Annotated in this window: 11 protein-coding genes and 1 pseudogene; 5 read left to right on the top strand and 7 right to left on the bottom strand. The window is 72.6% G+C overall.

All coding sequences use genetic code 11. The features are described 5' to 3' along the window. Positions 1 to 62: 62 nt before the first annotated feature. Both ABZ471_RS44675 and bla read right to left on the bottom strand, forming a co-directional pair. Positions 63 to 1667, bottom strand: coding sequence for a carbohydrate-binding protein (locus tag ABZ471_RS44675; RefSeq protein ID WP_359074897.1), 1605 nt, complete (start codon positions 1665 to 1667; stop codon positions 63 to 65). Positions 1668 to 1878: 211 nt separating this feature from the next. Next, on the bottom strand, positions 1879 to 2799 hold the full coding sequence (gene bla / locus ABZ471_RS44680; protein WP_359074898.1) for a class A beta-lactamase: 921 nt from the start codon (positions 2797 to 2799) through the stop codon (positions 1879 to 1881). 120 nt (positions 2800 to 2919) lie between these two features. Between bla and ABZ471_RS44685 the strand changes: the two genes are divergently transcribed. From ABZ471_RS44685 to ABZ471_RS44695, 3 genes are all read left to right on the top strand, one after another. Further along, positions 2920 to 3933: a LysR family transcriptional regulator gene (locus ABZ471_RS44685; protein ID WP_359074899.1), complete on the top strand. Its 1014-nt coding sequence runs from the start codon at positions 2920 to 2922 to the stop codon at positions 3931 to 3933. Further along, positions 3930 to 4865 carry a serine hydrolase gene (locus tag ABZ471_RS44690; protein ID WP_359074900.1) on the top strand — a complete coding sequence of 312 codons (936 nt, stop codon included), beginning with the start codon at positions 3930 to 3932 and terminating at the stop codon, positions 4863 to 4865. The genes ABZ471_RS44685 and ABZ471_RS44690 overlap by 4 nt, the downstream gene beginning before the upstream one ends. A 264-nt stretch (positions 4866 to 5129) precedes the next feature. Next, positions 5130 to 5585, top strand: coding sequence for a cyclic nucleotide-binding domain-containing protein (locus ABZ471_RS44695; RefSeq protein ID WP_359074901.1), 456 nt, complete (start codon positions 5130 to 5132; stop codon positions 5583 to 5585). Positions 5586 to 5832: 247 nt separating this feature from the next. Here the strand turns inward: ABZ471_RS44695 and ABZ471_RS44700 are convergent, their stop codons facing one another. From ABZ471_RS44700 to ABZ471_RS44710, 3 genes and pseudogenes are all read right to left on the bottom strand, one after another. After that, complete coding sequence (locus tag ABZ471_RS44700) at positions 5833 to 6402, bottom strand: hypothetical protein (RefSeq protein ID WP_359074902.1); 570 nt, start codon at positions 6400 to 6402, stop codon at positions 5833 to 5835. 29 nt (positions 6403 to 6431) lie between these two features. Then, positions 6432 to 6665: pseudogene (locus ABZ471_RS44705) on the bottom strand (hypothetical protein); the annotation flags it as partial. 168 nt (positions 6666 to 6833) lie between these two features. Beyond that, entirely contained in the window at positions 6834 to 8552 is a 1719-nt protein-coding gene (locus tag ABZ471_RS44710; protein ID WP_359074903.1) for a GAF domain-containing sensor histidine kinase, read from the bottom strand. Between the two features lie 310 nt (positions 8553 to 8862). Between ABZ471_RS44710 and ABZ471_RS44715 the strand changes: the two genes are divergently transcribed. Both ABZ471_RS44715 and ABZ471_RS44720 read left to right on the top strand, forming a co-directional pair. Then, the gene (locus ABZ471_RS44715; protein WP_359074904.1) at positions 8863 to 9321 is read left to right on the top strand and encodes a pyridoxamine 5'-phosphate oxidase family protein; all 459 of its coding nucleotides are present in this window, start codon (positions 8863 to 8865) and stop codon (positions 9319 to 9321) included. 85 nt (positions 9322 to 9406) lie between these two features. Next, positions 9407 to 9889 carry an STAS domain-containing protein gene (locus ABZ471_RS44720; protein ID WP_359074905.1) on the top strand — a complete coding sequence of 161 codons (483 nt, stop codon included), beginning with the start codon at positions 9407 to 9409 and terminating at the stop codon, positions 9887 to 9889. A gap of 135 nt (positions 9890 to 10024) precedes the next feature. On the opposite strand, the gene ABZ471_RS44725 is transcribed toward ABZ471_RS44720, so the two are convergent. Both ABZ471_RS44725 and ABZ471_RS44730 read right to left on the bottom strand, forming a co-directional pair. Then, entirely contained in the window at positions 10025 to 12406 is a 2382-nt protein-coding gene (locus ABZ471_RS44725) for a phosphoketolase family protein (RefSeq protein WP_359074906.1), read from the bottom strand. Between the two features lie 42 nt (positions 12407 to 12448). After that, positions 12449 to 13315, bottom strand: coding sequence for a universal stress protein (locus tag ABZ471_RS44730; protein ID WP_359074907.1), 867 nt, complete (start codon positions 13313 to 13315; stop codon positions 12449 to 12451). Between the last annotated feature and the right edge of the window lie 230 nt (positions 13316 to 13545).

Genomic DNA, 13545 nt, shown 5'->3' on the forward strand with positions numbered 1-13545 from the left:
GCGCACGAGTGCGTGCGCGAGACCGGCCCCGTGCGGTGAGCGGCTGCGGGGACAGACAGACCCTAGGGGGTTACGACGTTCCCGCCGAAGGTCACCACGAGGTGGCCGTCCGAGGCGAAGGACCAGGCCAGGGCGCCGGAGTAGGCGGAGCACCGGGAGCCGTTCGAGCCGGTCCAGAACTGGTTGGAGCTGTCGGCGTCACCGATGGTCTTGTCCTTGGAACCGGTTACGGAGAACCGGCACGAGGTGTTGGTCCGGAACACCGAAGTCCCCGTGTCGAAGGAGAAGTTGCGCTCCGCGTTGTCGACGCTGACGTTGTTCGAGATCGCCATGGTGCCGGGGTTGCTGTTGTAGGTGAACCCGTGATGGCCGTTCTTGTAGGCGATGCTGTGCCGGACGACGTGGTTGACCGCGATGTCGTCGCCGCCGAGCTTGTAGCCGTTGCGGTCGCCGTTGGCGTTCACGGTGCCGTCACTGAGGGTGCCGTTGTTGTAGGAGAGGGAGTTCTCGATGGTCACCGGCCCGATGGCGCCCGTGTCGGTCTTGGTGTAGAGGTCCCAGCCGTCGTCGATGTTGTGATGGGAGACGTCGTACCGGAACACGTTCCCGGTGCCGGTGGTGAGCTTCGCGGCGAAGCCGTCGGCGTCCTCGCCGTCGGAGTCGGCGTTGTCGTGCGACTCGGAGCTGACGATCAGGTTGTTCGACGGCCACTGGCTGCTCGGGGTGCTGGAGGAGATCCGGCCGAGCTGCAGTCCCGTGTCGCGGTTGTACGCCGTCACCGCGCGCTCGATGACGTTGTTGCTGCCGCCGACGTAGATCCCGTTGTCGCCGGCGTGCTCCACGGTGAGGCCGTACAGGTGCCAGTAGGAGGCGTTGAGCTGGATCCCGCGGTTCGTCGAACTCTCGCTCTGCGCCGAGAAGTTCAGCACCGGGGTCTCGCCCGGATAGGCGGACAGGGTGGTGCGGGCACCGGACGTGCCGTCGGTGCCGGCCGGGATGGTGACCGTCGACGAGTAGGCGTACGTCCCGCCACGCAGGTAGATCGTGCCGCCGGGCGTGATGCGGCTGATCGCCGAGGTGAGCGTCGTCGGTGCCGACTCCGTGCCGGCCGCACCGTCGCTGCCGGTCGGCGACACGTACAGCACGGTGCCCGTCGGGGCGGCGGAGACCTCGGCGTCGATGTAGTCGATGTTGGGCAGGCCCGCGGAGGAGGTCGGGCTGATCCGGATGGTGTTGCTGCCCGCGGCGACCGGCACGGTGAGCGTCCTGGTCACCCATGTCCCCCACGCGCCGGTGGCCTCGAACGCCACCGATCCGGCCGCCGAGCCGTTCACCGTGACGTCGGCCGGCCGGGCGGTGGTGGTTCCGTTGGCGAAGCGGACCTGCAGGGTCGCCGTGCCCGCGGCGGAGGCGTTCACGGTGAACTGGGCATAGGCGCCAGACGCGTTGGTTCCGTTGCAGAAACCACTGCCGGAGTAGCCGGCCCAGTCGGAGTCGATGGTGCCGGTACAGACGGCGGAGGAACTCTCGGCCTCGATGAGGGTCCCCACGCCCGAGCCGAGTCGGGCGTGGGGGAGGGTGCTCGCGGCCTCCGCCGTGGTGCCGGAGAGCACGGCGAGCGTGCCGGCGATCAGGCTGGCGCACGCGATGGCTGGTCTCAGGTGCATCGGCTTGTCTCCAGGGGTCGGTTCGGCTGGGCGGGTGCGGTGCCGGCGTTCCGTGGTACGACGATGCGGTGGTTCGGGTGCGTGAACTGCACTGCCGGACATCAGGAGCGTCACAGCAGTGGAAAGCGCTTTCTCCGCACCGTAGAGAGATGCCATGTGCGCGTCAATAGCCTCGTGGTTGATCGATATTCAGTTATCTGAACACCGGGATCTACTCGCCGGGGGCCAGGACGCGGGCCAGAACGCGGGCCGTGTCGGCGATCAACGCGTTGTCCACGGGCGCGTTCTGCGCGTCCTTGGTGGACAGCACGGCCAGGACGAGGGGTGTCTTCCGGGTCGTCCAGGCGACGCCGATGTCGTTCGCGGTGGCGTAGTCGCCGGTCCCTGTCTTGTCGCCGAGGATCCAGCCCTCGGGCAGCCCGTCGCCGAAGCGTTCGGCGCTGGTGGTGTTGCCCTTCAGCCAGGTGACGAGCTGTTCACGGTCGTCGGTGCCCAGGGCCCGGCCCAGCGTCAGCTGTTCGAAGCTCCGGCCGATGGCCTCCGGGGTCGTGGTGTCGCGCAGGTCGCCGGGGAGGGCGGTGTTCAGCTCGGTCTCCCAGCGGTCGAGCCGGCTCACCTGGTCGCCGAGCGACCGGAAGAACCCGGTGAGTCCGGCCGGCCCGCCGATCTGCCGCAGCAGGAGGTTGCCCGCCGTGTTGTCGCTGTACTGGATCGCGGCCGCGCACAGGTCGCCCACCGACATGCCGGTGGCGAGGTGCTCCTCGGTCCTGTCCGAGTTCGACAGGATGTCCCTCGGCGGGTAGTGGACCACCGCGTCCAGCGGTGCGCAGTGCCCGTGTTCGCGCAGCACGGCAGCGGCCGCGAACGCCTTGAACGTGGAGCACATCGCGAACCGCTCCCCCGCGCGGTACGCCACGACCCGCCCGGTGCGCAGGTTGCGGGCGTACACGCCGAGCCGCGCACCGTACCGCTGCTCCAGATCGTTCAACTCGGTGTGCGGATCGGCCCCTGCGGGCTCCGGGGCCGCGGACGCGGTCGGCGCCGCTGCGGCGGGCGCGACCACGGCGGCGGTGGTGAGGGCGAGACCGGCCTTGAACAGGCGGCGGCGCGGCAGCGGGTTGGCACTGGTCATGTGCAGAGTTCTCCCAGGTCGTCCGTCGTCGGTTGGATGGATCTTCGACGGGGACCAGCGAAACAGCCGCACACCACTCATGTCCAAGAGTGAACTTTGAACACGTCATAACTTATTGATATGACTGGTGGGATGGATCTGCTCGCGCATCTGGAGGCGTACGTCGCGACCGTCGACGAGTCGGGCTTCTCGCATGCGGCGGACCGGCTCGGGATCGCCCAACCGCTGCTCAGCCGCCGCATCAAAACGCTGGAGGCCCACTTCGGGGGCCTGTTGTTCGACCGCTCGCGACGGCAGGTCACGACGACAGAGCTGGGCATGCTCCTGCTTCCGTACGCGCGGGATGTGCTCGACCGGGCCCAGCGGCTCGGGCAGGCCGCCCGGTCCGCCCGCCAGGCGCAGGTGCGTGCCGTCGGGGTGCCCGCGGGCTGTGCCCCTGCGGCGCTGGCGCGGGTCATCCGCGCGGGCACCGAGCGCGGGATCACGCTCGGTGTGCGCGAACTGGGGCCGGAGGAGCGGGTCGCCGGGCTCGCCGACGGCTCGCTCACGTACGCCCTGGTCCGCGTTCCCCCGGAGCACGCCGCGGTCCGGGTACCGCTCGGCCTGGCGTCGGCTCCACCGCCCGATGCCCTGGAGCCGACGCCCGGCGGAGCGACCGCCCGGCTTCGGCGCGCGATCCATCTGGAGGACCTGCGTCCCCGCAGGACCCGTGCCACGACCGGCGAACTGCCTGCTGTGCTGCCCCTCCTGACCCTGGCGGAGGACGAAGTGCCGTATGCACAGGACAGGTTGGTCCGAGCCGCCGCGCGCGCCGGGCTGCCGGAGAGCCTGGTCCGGCCGGCCGGGCCCGCGGCCACGGCCCTCGCCGAGACCCTGGCCGGCGGGGCCGTCCTGCTGTGTGCGGAGCCGTTCGCGCTGCAGCACGGGGCGAGGTGGGCGCCGCTCGCCGATGCCACGCTGCACCGCGGGTACGACGTCCAGGGGACCCGGCGTCAGCGGGGGGCGGCGGACGTGCCCGACTGGCTGGCCGCGCTGCTCGGGGCGGCGGCCGGGGCCAGAACCGGTGTGCCCGACGCGCAACGGCCCGGGTCCGCGCCCGAGCACGTCTCCGCACGGCTGGCGGCACGCGGATGAGCGCGGCACCGGCCGACCGCCCGGTCCACGTGGCCGGGGACGGCGCCCTGCTCGACGTCGCCGAGGCGATCGCGGCGGACTGGGCCGCGCTCGGCATCCGCGGCTCGTTCCTTGCCCGCCACCTCGACTCAGGCGAGCAACTCGGCTTCGACGTCGATGAGTTGATACCCCTCGCCTCAGTGGTCAAGGTACCGCTCGCCCTCGTCGTACTGGACCGGATCGCCGCCGGGGAACTCGACCCGGCGCGCCCGGTGACGGTCGACCCGGCCACGAGCAGCGTCGGACCCACCGGCCTCGCGGCGTTCCGGCACCCGGCCACCGTGGCCGTCGGCGACCTGCTCTGCCTGATGCTCTCGGTAAGCGACAACGCCTCCGCCGACGCGCTGTTCGACCTCGTGCCGGTGGCGGACGTCGACGCCCGCCTGCGTGCGTGGGGGTGCGCGGGGATACGGGTCCGGCACCGGATGAACCACATGTACGAATGCGCGGCCGGAGCCGCCGGAAACGACTTCTCGCTCGCCCTGGAACTCGCCGTCCGCGACGAGCGGGCCGGCCGGCACACCATCGAGACCCTGGATCCGGCGCACGCCAACCTCGGCTCGGCCGCCGCGCTGGTGGACCTGTTGCAGCGTGTGTGGGGAGACGAGATCTCCCGCCCGCAAGCGACCGCCGAGCTGCGCCGGTTGATGGGCCTCCAGGTCTTCACCCAGCGGCTGGCGAGCGAGCTGCGCGCCGACACAGTGCGGTTGAGCGGCAAGACGGGCACCTTCCTCCATCTGCGGCACGAGATCGGGGTGGTCGAGGCCGAGTCCGGGGACCGGGTGGCCGTGGCCGCGCTCACCCGCGCGGACCGGCGGGCCGGCCTCGCGCCGGACATCGACCTCGCGATCGGGATCGGCGCGCGGCAGGCGTTCGAGGCCCTGCGCGGATGAGACGGCCCGGGCGCGTCCGACTCGCTCATGTCAGCACACCTGGCCGGCACCGGTCGGGTGCCTGCTGCTCGCCCCTGTCGGTACCCCCGGCCGGCACGGCGCGGGTGCCTGCTGCTCGCCCCTGTCGGTACCCCTCCCCCGGGCCGAAGGGTCCCGGGTGGGGCCGAGCGGCCCGTTGTGACCGGGTGCGGACGCGGACAGGCTGGGATCAGGAGCCCCCTGTCCACGAGGGCTGGCGGATCGGGAGCGAAGGGAGCCGGAGCGATGACCTCGGTCACCACCATGAGCGCGGCCCTGCCCGTCGAGCACCGCGAACAGCTGATGCGGCTCGCCCGCGAGGTCTCCTTCGAGAGCGGCACCCGGCTGTTCGAGGAGGGCCGGCACGCCGACCGCTTCTGGATCGTGCGGACCGGCACCGTCGCCCTCGACCTGCATGTGCCCGGCCGCCGTCCCGCCGTCATCGAGTCGCTCGGGCACGGCGAGCTGGTCGGCTGGTCCTGGCACTACCCGCCCCACCTCTGGCATCTGGGCGGTGAGGCGACCACACCGCTGCGGGCCTGGGAGTTCGACGCGGAGGCGGTTCGGGCGATGTGCGCCGCCGACCCCGGGTTCGGGCGGGCCGTCGCGGTCTGGATCGGGCGCGTGGTGGCGCAGCGGCTGCACGCCTCGCGGGTCCGGCTGCTCGATCTCTACGGCCCCTACGGCAGTGGCCCGGAATGAGCGCGGTCCCGCGGCCCACGCCGAGCCGCTGACGTCTGGAACGCCGCCGACATCAGGACACGCGCCTCGTGCGGTGGGCCCGACGGCCCTGATCACCGGGGGTCGCGTCTGATCACCGGGCGCGGAGCGGCCCTGACCACGGGACGCCCGGTCCCCGCCACCAGGCACGGCCCTCACCACCGCACGCCCGGCTCCCGCCACCGGCGCGCAAGGACCCTTTCACCGGGCGATGCCGGCCACTCCCCCCTCAGGTCCCCCCGCTGCTGAAGTTCCGCCACTCGGGGCCGATCCGCTTCCACTCCTCGTCCCATTCGGACAAGCGCCGGCGCATGCGCCAGGAGCGGACCAGCCAGCCCCCGGCCCAGACGGCCGCGCCGGTCGACGAGGCGACGAGGACGCCGGTCAGGGACGACTGGAGTGCCGCCTCCGCCGTGCTCACCGGCGGGGCCACGACACGGTCCGCGCGGTCGGTCCACAGCCTGAGCCCGCTGCCCGCCGGGGCACCCGGGAAGACCTTCGCCCGGTCGGTGTGCACCGAGCCGTCCGGAGCCGTCCAGCGCACGGTGGCCCACACCCGGCCGTCGTCGTAGCCGCTGCCGGTCGGCGGGGTCCGGGCCGCGTCGTCGGTCAGCACGGCGGACACCGGGTGGACGTGGGCGCGCCGCGCTGAGAACGCCGAGTCCACGGACAGGGCCGCCGCCGCGCCCGCGACGGCGCCGCCGAGGACGACGAGGATCCAGGTCGCGAGGACGATCCAGGCCTCGACGACGTCGCTGTGCCGCCGGAGCGGGTTGCGATGCCATCGCCACCACCGCATCCGAGTCACTCTCGTGGGAGGTGTCCGCGTCATCGGTCGCCGCCTCCTCTCGCGTGCCGACGGCCGCCGGTCGGGGCGTGCGGGCCCCTTCGGCGTCCGGCGGATCCGGATCGAGATCCGGTGACGGGGGGCGGACCGGTCCGTGCGTACCACACGTCCGCGGGGCCCGCCGGGGCTCGTGCCGGGCGGGCGGCGAGCGGCACGAGCGCGGTGTCGCACACCCGGCCGCCGAGCGTCACCCCACCATCGTGCACCTCGATGCGGCTCGGTGCCGTCCGTATGCCGCAGAGAGCCGTCCGACGATGCCGCAGAGAGCCATCAGAAGACGCCGAAGCGGGCCGTACGAAGAGGTCGTACCGGCCGCGTCGGTGGCGGCCCGCCCATTGCGCGGAGCCGTTCCGGCGGGCCTTTCCGGCGCCGGCCTCCCGGGGCTACGCCCGCGGCAGGGGCACCCTCCACCGCAGCGTCGTACCGCCGCCGTCGGCGCTGGTCACCTCGAGCCGGCCGCCCAGCTGCTCGGCCCGCTCGGCCATGTTGCGCAGCCCGCTGCGGCGGCCGCCGGGCGGGATGCCCTTGCCGTCGTCCGAGACCGTCAGGGTCACGTCGTGGCCGTCGGCGGTCAGGACCACCTGGGCCCGGTCGGCGTGGGCGTGCCGGGCGACGTTGGTGAGGGCCTCGGAGAGCACGGCCACGACATGGTCTGCGATCTCCCGCGGCACATCTGTGTCGAGCAGGCCTTCCATACGCATGCTGGGTGCGAAGCCGAGCAGCGGGGCGGCCTCGCCGGCCACGCGTACCACCTGGGCCCGCAGCCCGCCGGCGGCGGTGCCCTCGCGCGCCCGCAGCCCGAAGATGGTCGAGCGGATGATCTTGATGGTCTCGTCGAGGTCGTCGACGGCCCGCAGCACCCGCTCGGAGGCCTCGGGGTGCTGGATGAAACGGCCCGCGCTCTGCAGCGTCATGCCGGTGGCGAACAGCCGCTGGATGGCCAGGTCGTGCAGGTCCCGGGCGATCCGGTCGCGGTCCGTGAGCACGGCGATCCGCTCGGCGTCCTCGCGGCGCTCCGCCAGTTCCATGGCGATCGCGGCCTGCCCGGCGAAGCCCTGCAGCATCTCGGCCTCGTAGCCCGCGAACACCGGTCGGCCGGTCTCGCGCGCGAGCAGGACGACGCCCCGCACGCCGCCCTCGCTCGTCCCGATGGGAACGGCGACGGCCGGACCCAGGCCGTGGAACCGCGCCGGCTCGGGGGAGATCCGTTCGTCCTGGTTGACGTCGTCGCTGCTGACCGGCGCTGCGGCGGAGAAGGCCAGTCCCATCAGGGTTCCGTGCCGGGGCAGCACCAGCCCGCGGTGTGCCTCGGCGTCCACGCCCACGGCGATCTCCACGGCGAGCGCATCGGTGTGTTCCATGGGCATGGCGACGGCCGCCAGGGCCGAACCCGTGATCTCCCGGGCCCGGTCGGCGATCAGACCGAGGGCCGCGGCCCGTTCGCTGCCGGACATCAGACGGTGCGTGATCTCCGCGTTCGCCCGCAACCAGCGCTCGCGCAGCCGGGACTCCTCGTACAGGCGGGCGTTGTCGATGGCCACACCGGCCGCCACGGCCAGCGTCGACAGGACCGACTCGTCCTCCTCGTCGAACTGCACCTCCCCGCGTTTCTGGGTCAGGTACAGATTGCCGAAGACCTGGTCACGCACCCGGATCGGGACGCCGAGGAAGCTGTTCATCGACGGGTGGCCCGCCGGAAAGCCGTACGAGGCCGGGTGGTCGGAGAGTTTCGCCAGCCGCAGCGGCTGCGGATGCCGGATCAGCTCGCCGAGGATGCCGTGCCCCTCGGGGAAGGGACCGATCCGGGCGATCTCCTCCTCGTCGACGCCCACCGTGTGAAAGGCCGACAGCCGCCTGCCGTCCGGTCCGATGACGCCGAGGGCCGCGTACTCGGCGTCCACCAGGACCGCGGCCGCCTCGACGATGGAGCGCAGCACCTGCTCCAGGTCCAGCTCGCGGCCGACGGAGAGCACCGCCTCCAGCAGACTGTGCACCCGGTCCCGGGTGCCCCGGGCCGCGTCGAGCCGCGCCTGCAGCTCCTCCAGCAGCTCGTCCAGCCTCAGGTGCGGCAGTCGTACGCGGGGCTCGCCCGGGTCTGCCACCACACTCCTCCAGGTCCGCTCCGGCCCGGCCCCCCACCGACCGGGTCATATGCCACGGTATCGGTCCCCAGGCCGAGGCGGTACGCCGGGGCCGGAGCGCGCCGGCGAGGGCAGGTGAGCGGTGTCGCCGAGGGACGTCCGGCCCCTTGAGGAGGCCCGATCGGCACTGGAGGGGGAGCCGTGTCCGGGCGAGAGTGAAGGCAGGAGCGGCACCGATCCCCCGCGGTGTCGCTCCGCCCGACTCGCCCCGGCTCCGACGGAGCCGCGAGACCGATGAGGCGAGAACGACGCACCCGCGAAGAAGCCAGCCATGATCCGTGACCACGGCCCGACGTCCCGGCGCATCGACCTCGAACGCGCCGAGGCCTTGCGGCTGCTGGGCAGCGTGACCCTGGGCAGGATCGTCTTCACCCTGCAGGCGCTGCCCACCGTCCGCCCGGTCAACCACGTCCTGGACGGCGGCGACATCGTCATCCGCACGCACGAAGGCGCGGCCCTGACCTCCCGTGCCCAGCGGGCCGCCGGCGCCGGTGTCGTCGTCGCCTACGAGGCGGACGCCATCGATCCGGTGACCCACCTGGGCTGGAGCGTGGTGGTCACGGGCTACGCCCGGCTGGTGACCGACCCCGGCGAACTGGCCCGTATCCGGGGGCTGCTGCATCCCTGGGCGCCGCAGCAGGGCATGGACCAGGCGGTACGCATCCGTCCCGACCTGGTCACCGGGGTCCTCCTCACGGATTCGGGCGGCACGGCGGGGATCGCCGGCTGACGGCGTCCCGCAGTGCCCCGGACGGCCCCTGGGCGGGGGCCGATCGGCCCTTCCCTACCGCTCACGAGATCGATTGGCTGTTGACATGTCGGAGGAGCACACGGGAGCGGTCCCGCTCCCCGCGGACCACACGCCCGGCGAAGCGACCGCCACACCGCTGCATGGCGCGGGCACCGCCATACCGCTGCACGGCGCGGGCACCGCCATACCGCTGCACGGCGCGGGCATCGCCATACCGCTGCACGGCGCGGCCACCCTCGTACCGCTGCACGGCGAGATCGACCTGCTGACCGTGCCCGCGCTGTCGCAACGGCTCGACGCGCTGACCGCGCACCCGCGTCCCGACCTGGTGCTCGACCTGCGGCCGGTCGTGTTCATCGACTGCGCCGGGCTCGGGGTCCTGTGCCGGACACGGAACCGGGCACTGGCCCGCCGGGGCCGGCTGCGGCTGGTCGCCGACAGCCCGGCCTTCCTGCGGACGCTGCGGACCGCCGGCCTGCGGAATGTCTTCGAGGTGCTGCCGGGGCTCCCGCGGACCTGGCTGCCAGGGACCCACGAGTCCTTCTGAGCCGAGGGGCCTGCATCGTGCCGGCGATCCGGCTCGTCGTGGTGATCGACGGCAGACCGGGTGGCCTCGTTCGGCTCCGGTCTGCCGCGTCGGCCCGGCTGACCGCGGCCGGCGTACGCCATCAGCCGTCCGCCGTCAGCTGTGCCAGCTCCAGTCCGCGACCTCCGGCAGGTCGGTGCCGTGCTCGCGGATCCAGGTGTGGTGGCGGGTACGGGCATCGGCCATCGCCTGCCGTACGGAGGCGGCGCGCACCGCGAGGCCGGGCACGCGGTCGATCACGTCCATCACGAGCCGGTACCGGTCGAGGTCGTTGCGCACGACCATGTCGAACGGTGTGGTCGTGGTGCCGGACTCCTTGTAACCGCGCACGTGCAGGTGCTTGTGTCCGGTGCGGCGGTAGGCGAGGCGGTGGATCAACCACGGGTAGCCGTGGTAGGCGAAGATCACCGGTTTGTCGGCGGTGAACAGGCCGTCGTACTCGTGGTCGCTCATCCCGTGCGGATGGGCCTCGTGCGGCATCAGCCGGGTCATGTCGACCACGTTGACCACCCGCACCGCCAGGCCGGGCAGGTGCCGGCGCAGCAACTGCGCGGCGGCCAGTACCTCCTGGGTGGGCACGTCGCCCGCGCAGGCCAGGACGACATCGGGTTCCCCGCCGTTCTCGGTGCCGGCCCACTCCCAGATGCCGGCGCCGCGGGCGCAGTGGACGCGGGCCTGGTCCAGGGACAGCCAGTCGAAGCACGGCTGTTTGCCGGCCACGACGACGTTGACGTGGTCCCGGCTGCGCAGGACGTGATCGGCGACGGAGAGCAGGGTGTTGGCGTCCGGCGGCAGGTAGACACGGACCACCTCGGGGCTCTTGTTGAGGACATGGTCCACGAAGCCGGGGTCCTGGTGCGAGAAGCCGTTGTGGTCCTGGCGCCACACGTGCGAGGTCAGCAGGTAGTTGAGGGAGGCGACGGGCGCGCGCCAGGTCAGTTGCCGGGACGTCTTCAGCCACTTGATGTGCTGGTTGACCATCGAGTCGACGATGTGCACGAACGCCTCGTAGCAGGAGAACAGTCCGTGCCGGCCGGTGAGCAGATAGCCCTCCAGCCAGCCCTGGCAGAGGTGTTCGGAGAGGATCTCCATCACCCGGCCGTGCCGGTCCAGGTGTTCGTCGACCGGGAGTGTCTCGGCCTGCCAGGCTTTTCCGCCGGCCTCGAAGACGGCTTGGAGGCGGTTGGAGGCGGTCTCGTCGGGTCCGACGAGACGGAAGTCCCGTCGGGCTCCGGTGTCCCGCATGACCCGTTCGAGCAGGGCGCCCAGGACCCGGGTGGGTTCGTGCAGGGTGGTGCCGGGCTTGTCGACGGGTACGGCGAGGCCGTCGAGGTCCGGCAGGGGCAGGTCGCGCACGAGAAGGCCGCCGTTGGCGTAAAGGGTCGCGCCGAGCCGCTTCGGGCCCTCGGGGATGCAGGCGAGGACGTCCGCGACGGGGCGTCCGTCGGGGTCGAACAGTTCCTCGGGCCGGTACGAGCGCAACCACTCCTCCAACTGCCGCAGATGCGCGGGGTTCTCCCGGACGCCCGGCAGCGGGACCTGGTGGGAACGCCAGGTGCCCTCGACCGGTTCGCCGTCCACTTCGGCCGGACCGGTCCAGCCCTTGGGCGTACGCAGCACGATCACGGGCCAGGGCGCCCGTTCGGCGGCGTCCTCCTGGCGGGCGGTGTGCTGGATCCGGGCGATGCGGTCCAGTGCCTCGTCGAAGGCAGCGGCCAGGGCGCGGTGCACCGTGGCCGGGTCATCGCCGGTGACGAGGAGGGGTTCGTGCCCGTAGCCGCGCAGCAGCGCGTCGAGTTCGGGCTCGGGGATCCGGGACAGCACGGTCGGGTTGGCGATCTTGTAGCCGTTGAGGTGCAGGATCGGCAGCACGGCGCCGTCGTGGACCGGGTCGAGGAACTTGTTGGAGTGCCAGGAGGCGGCCAGCGCTCCGGTCTCCGCCTCGCCGTCGCCGATCACGCAGGCCACGAGCAGGTCCGGGTGGTCGAAGGCCGCACCGTAGGCGTGGGCGAGCGAGTACCCGAGTTCGCCGCCCTCGTGGATGGATCCGGGGGTCTCGGGGGCCACGTGGCTGGGCACTCCGCCGGGGAAGGAGAACTGCCGGAACAACCGCTCCATGCCGGGCGCGTCCCGTGACACGTCCGGGTAGATCTCGCTGTAGCTTCCCTCCAGCCAGGAGTTGGCGAGGACCGCCGGTCCTCCGTGCCCGGGTCCCCACACGCACAGGGCGTCGAGTCCGCGTGTCCTGATCACCCGGTTGAGGTGGGTGTGGACGAGGTTCAGGCCGGGCGAGGTGCCCCAGTGGCCCAGCAGCCGGGGCTTGATGTGCACGGGTTTCAGGGGCTCGGTCAGCAGTGGGTTGGCCATGAGGTAGATCTGGCCGGCGGCGAGGTAGTTGGCGGCGCGCCAGTGCGCGTCCAGGGTGCGCAGTTCCTCGTCGGTGAGTGCGGTGGCGTCCGGGTGGGCGGCCTGGGGCATGAGGACTCCGGAAGTCGTCGTCGGTTGTCGGCAAGTGTGTGGTCAATGTCGGGAAAGTTCCGGTATCACGGCCACCGGGCATGCCGCGTGGTGCAGCACCCCGTGGGCGACGCGGCCGAGGTGGGGTCCGAAGCGGCTCGGGCGGCGCCGGGCCCCGACGACCAGCAGGTCGGCCTCGCAGGAGGCGGCCAGCAGAGCGTCACGGGGCCGGCCTGCGGCGGAGCGCTGCCGCACCTCCAGGCCGTCCGGGACATCGCCCAGCACCTCCGACAGCGCCCGTACGACGTCCCCCTTCTGTGGCCGGCCCGGCTCTCCGCTCCCCAGCAGATGGCCGACGGCCCGGTGGCGCCCTGCGTGTACGGCCTCCAGGGGAACCCCGCGCAGGCGGGCCTCCTCGGCCGCGAAGCGCAGGGCCGCCGCCGAGCCCGCCGGCTCGTCGGCGACGCCCACCACGATCCGACCGTGTGCTCCGGAGCGTGCCTGGTTGTCGTGGCTGCCGCGCAGGACGATCACCGGGCAGTGCGCACGCCCGGCGACCGTCACGCCGACGGAGCCGAGGAGCGCCTCGCTCAGACCGCTGCGGCCGCGGCTGCCCAGGACCACCGCGAGGGCGGTGCGGCTCTCCCGTACCAGTGCGCTCTCCGGTTCCTCGGGCAGCACCTCGGTGGTGACGCGCACGCCGGGTTGCCGGTCGCGGGCGCGCCGCTCGGCGGTCTCGACGATGTCCTCGGCCAGCACCTGCTCGTACGGCCGGTCGGGGCCGACGCCGAGCGAGGCGCCCTCGTAGCGCTCCCACAGGGACGCGTGCACCAGCCGCAGCGACGCCGCACGCCGGGCGGCCGTGTCGGCCGCCCAGTCCACGGCCCTCAGACTCGACGCGGAGCCGTCGACGCCGACGACGAGGAGCATGGCCTCCACCTCCTGGGACGGGGACTCCGCCTCCAGCCTGCGGGCGCGGCGGCGGTGGTTGCAGGGGCCACCCGGCCCCGGCCGGGGCCGATCGACCCTTGAGGGCGGAGCGAGTGGACTGCCGGAGGTTTCCGGCCGGCCGACGCGACAACGGCAGCGGAGTCGGGGTCGACGTAGAAGATCTTGGCCTTCATGTGGGCGCGCGCCTGCGCGGCCATCCACACGACGGT

This window comes from Streptomyces sp. NPDC005728 (assembly GCF_040630895.1).
GTDB lineage: Bacteria > Actinomycetota > Actinomycetes > Streptomycetales > Streptomycetaceae > Streptomyces.

Bases quoted from the DNA above. Each gene is read 5' to 3' on its own strand.
- ABZ471_RS44675 (WP_359074897.1), bottom strand. From the start codon at position 1,667: ATGCACCTGAGACCAGCCATCGCGTGCGCCAGCCTGATCGCCGGCACG.
- bla (WP_359074898.1), bottom strand. From the start codon at position 2,799: ATGACCAGTGCCAACCCGCTGCCGCGCCGCCGCCTGTTCAAGGCCGGT.
- ABZ471_RS44685 (WP_359074899.1), top strand. From the start codon at position 2,920: ATGACTGGTGGGATGGATCTGCTCGCGCATCTGGAGGCGTACGTCGCG.
- ABZ471_RS44690 (WP_359074900.1), top strand. From the start codon at position 3,930: ATGAGCGCGGCACCGGCCGACCGCCCGGTCCACGTGGCCGGGGACGGC.
- ABZ471_RS44695 (WP_359074901.1), top strand. From the start codon at position 5,130: ATGACCTCGGTCACCACCATGAGCGCGGCCCTGCCCGTCGAGCACCGC.
- ABZ471_RS44700 (WP_359074902.1), bottom strand. From the start codon at position 6,402: ATGCGGTGGTGGCGATGGCATCGCAACCCGCTCCGGCGGCACAGCGAC.
- ABZ471_RS44715 (WP_359074904.1), top strand. From the start codon at position 8,863: ATGATCCGTGACCACGGCCCGACGTCCCGGCGCATCGACCTCGAACGC.
- ABZ471_RS44720 (WP_359074905.1), top strand. From the start codon at position 9,407: ATGTCGGAGGAGCACACGGGAGCGGTCCCGCTCCCCGCGGACCACACG.
- ABZ471_RS44725 (WP_359074906.1), bottom strand. From the start codon at position 12,406: ATGCCCCAGGCCGCCCACCCGGACGCCACCGCACTCACCGACGAGGAA.
- ABZ471_RS44730 (WP_359074907.1), bottom strand. From the start codon at position 13,315: ATGCTCCTCGTCGTCGGCGTCGACGGCTCCGCGTCGAGTCTGAGGGCC.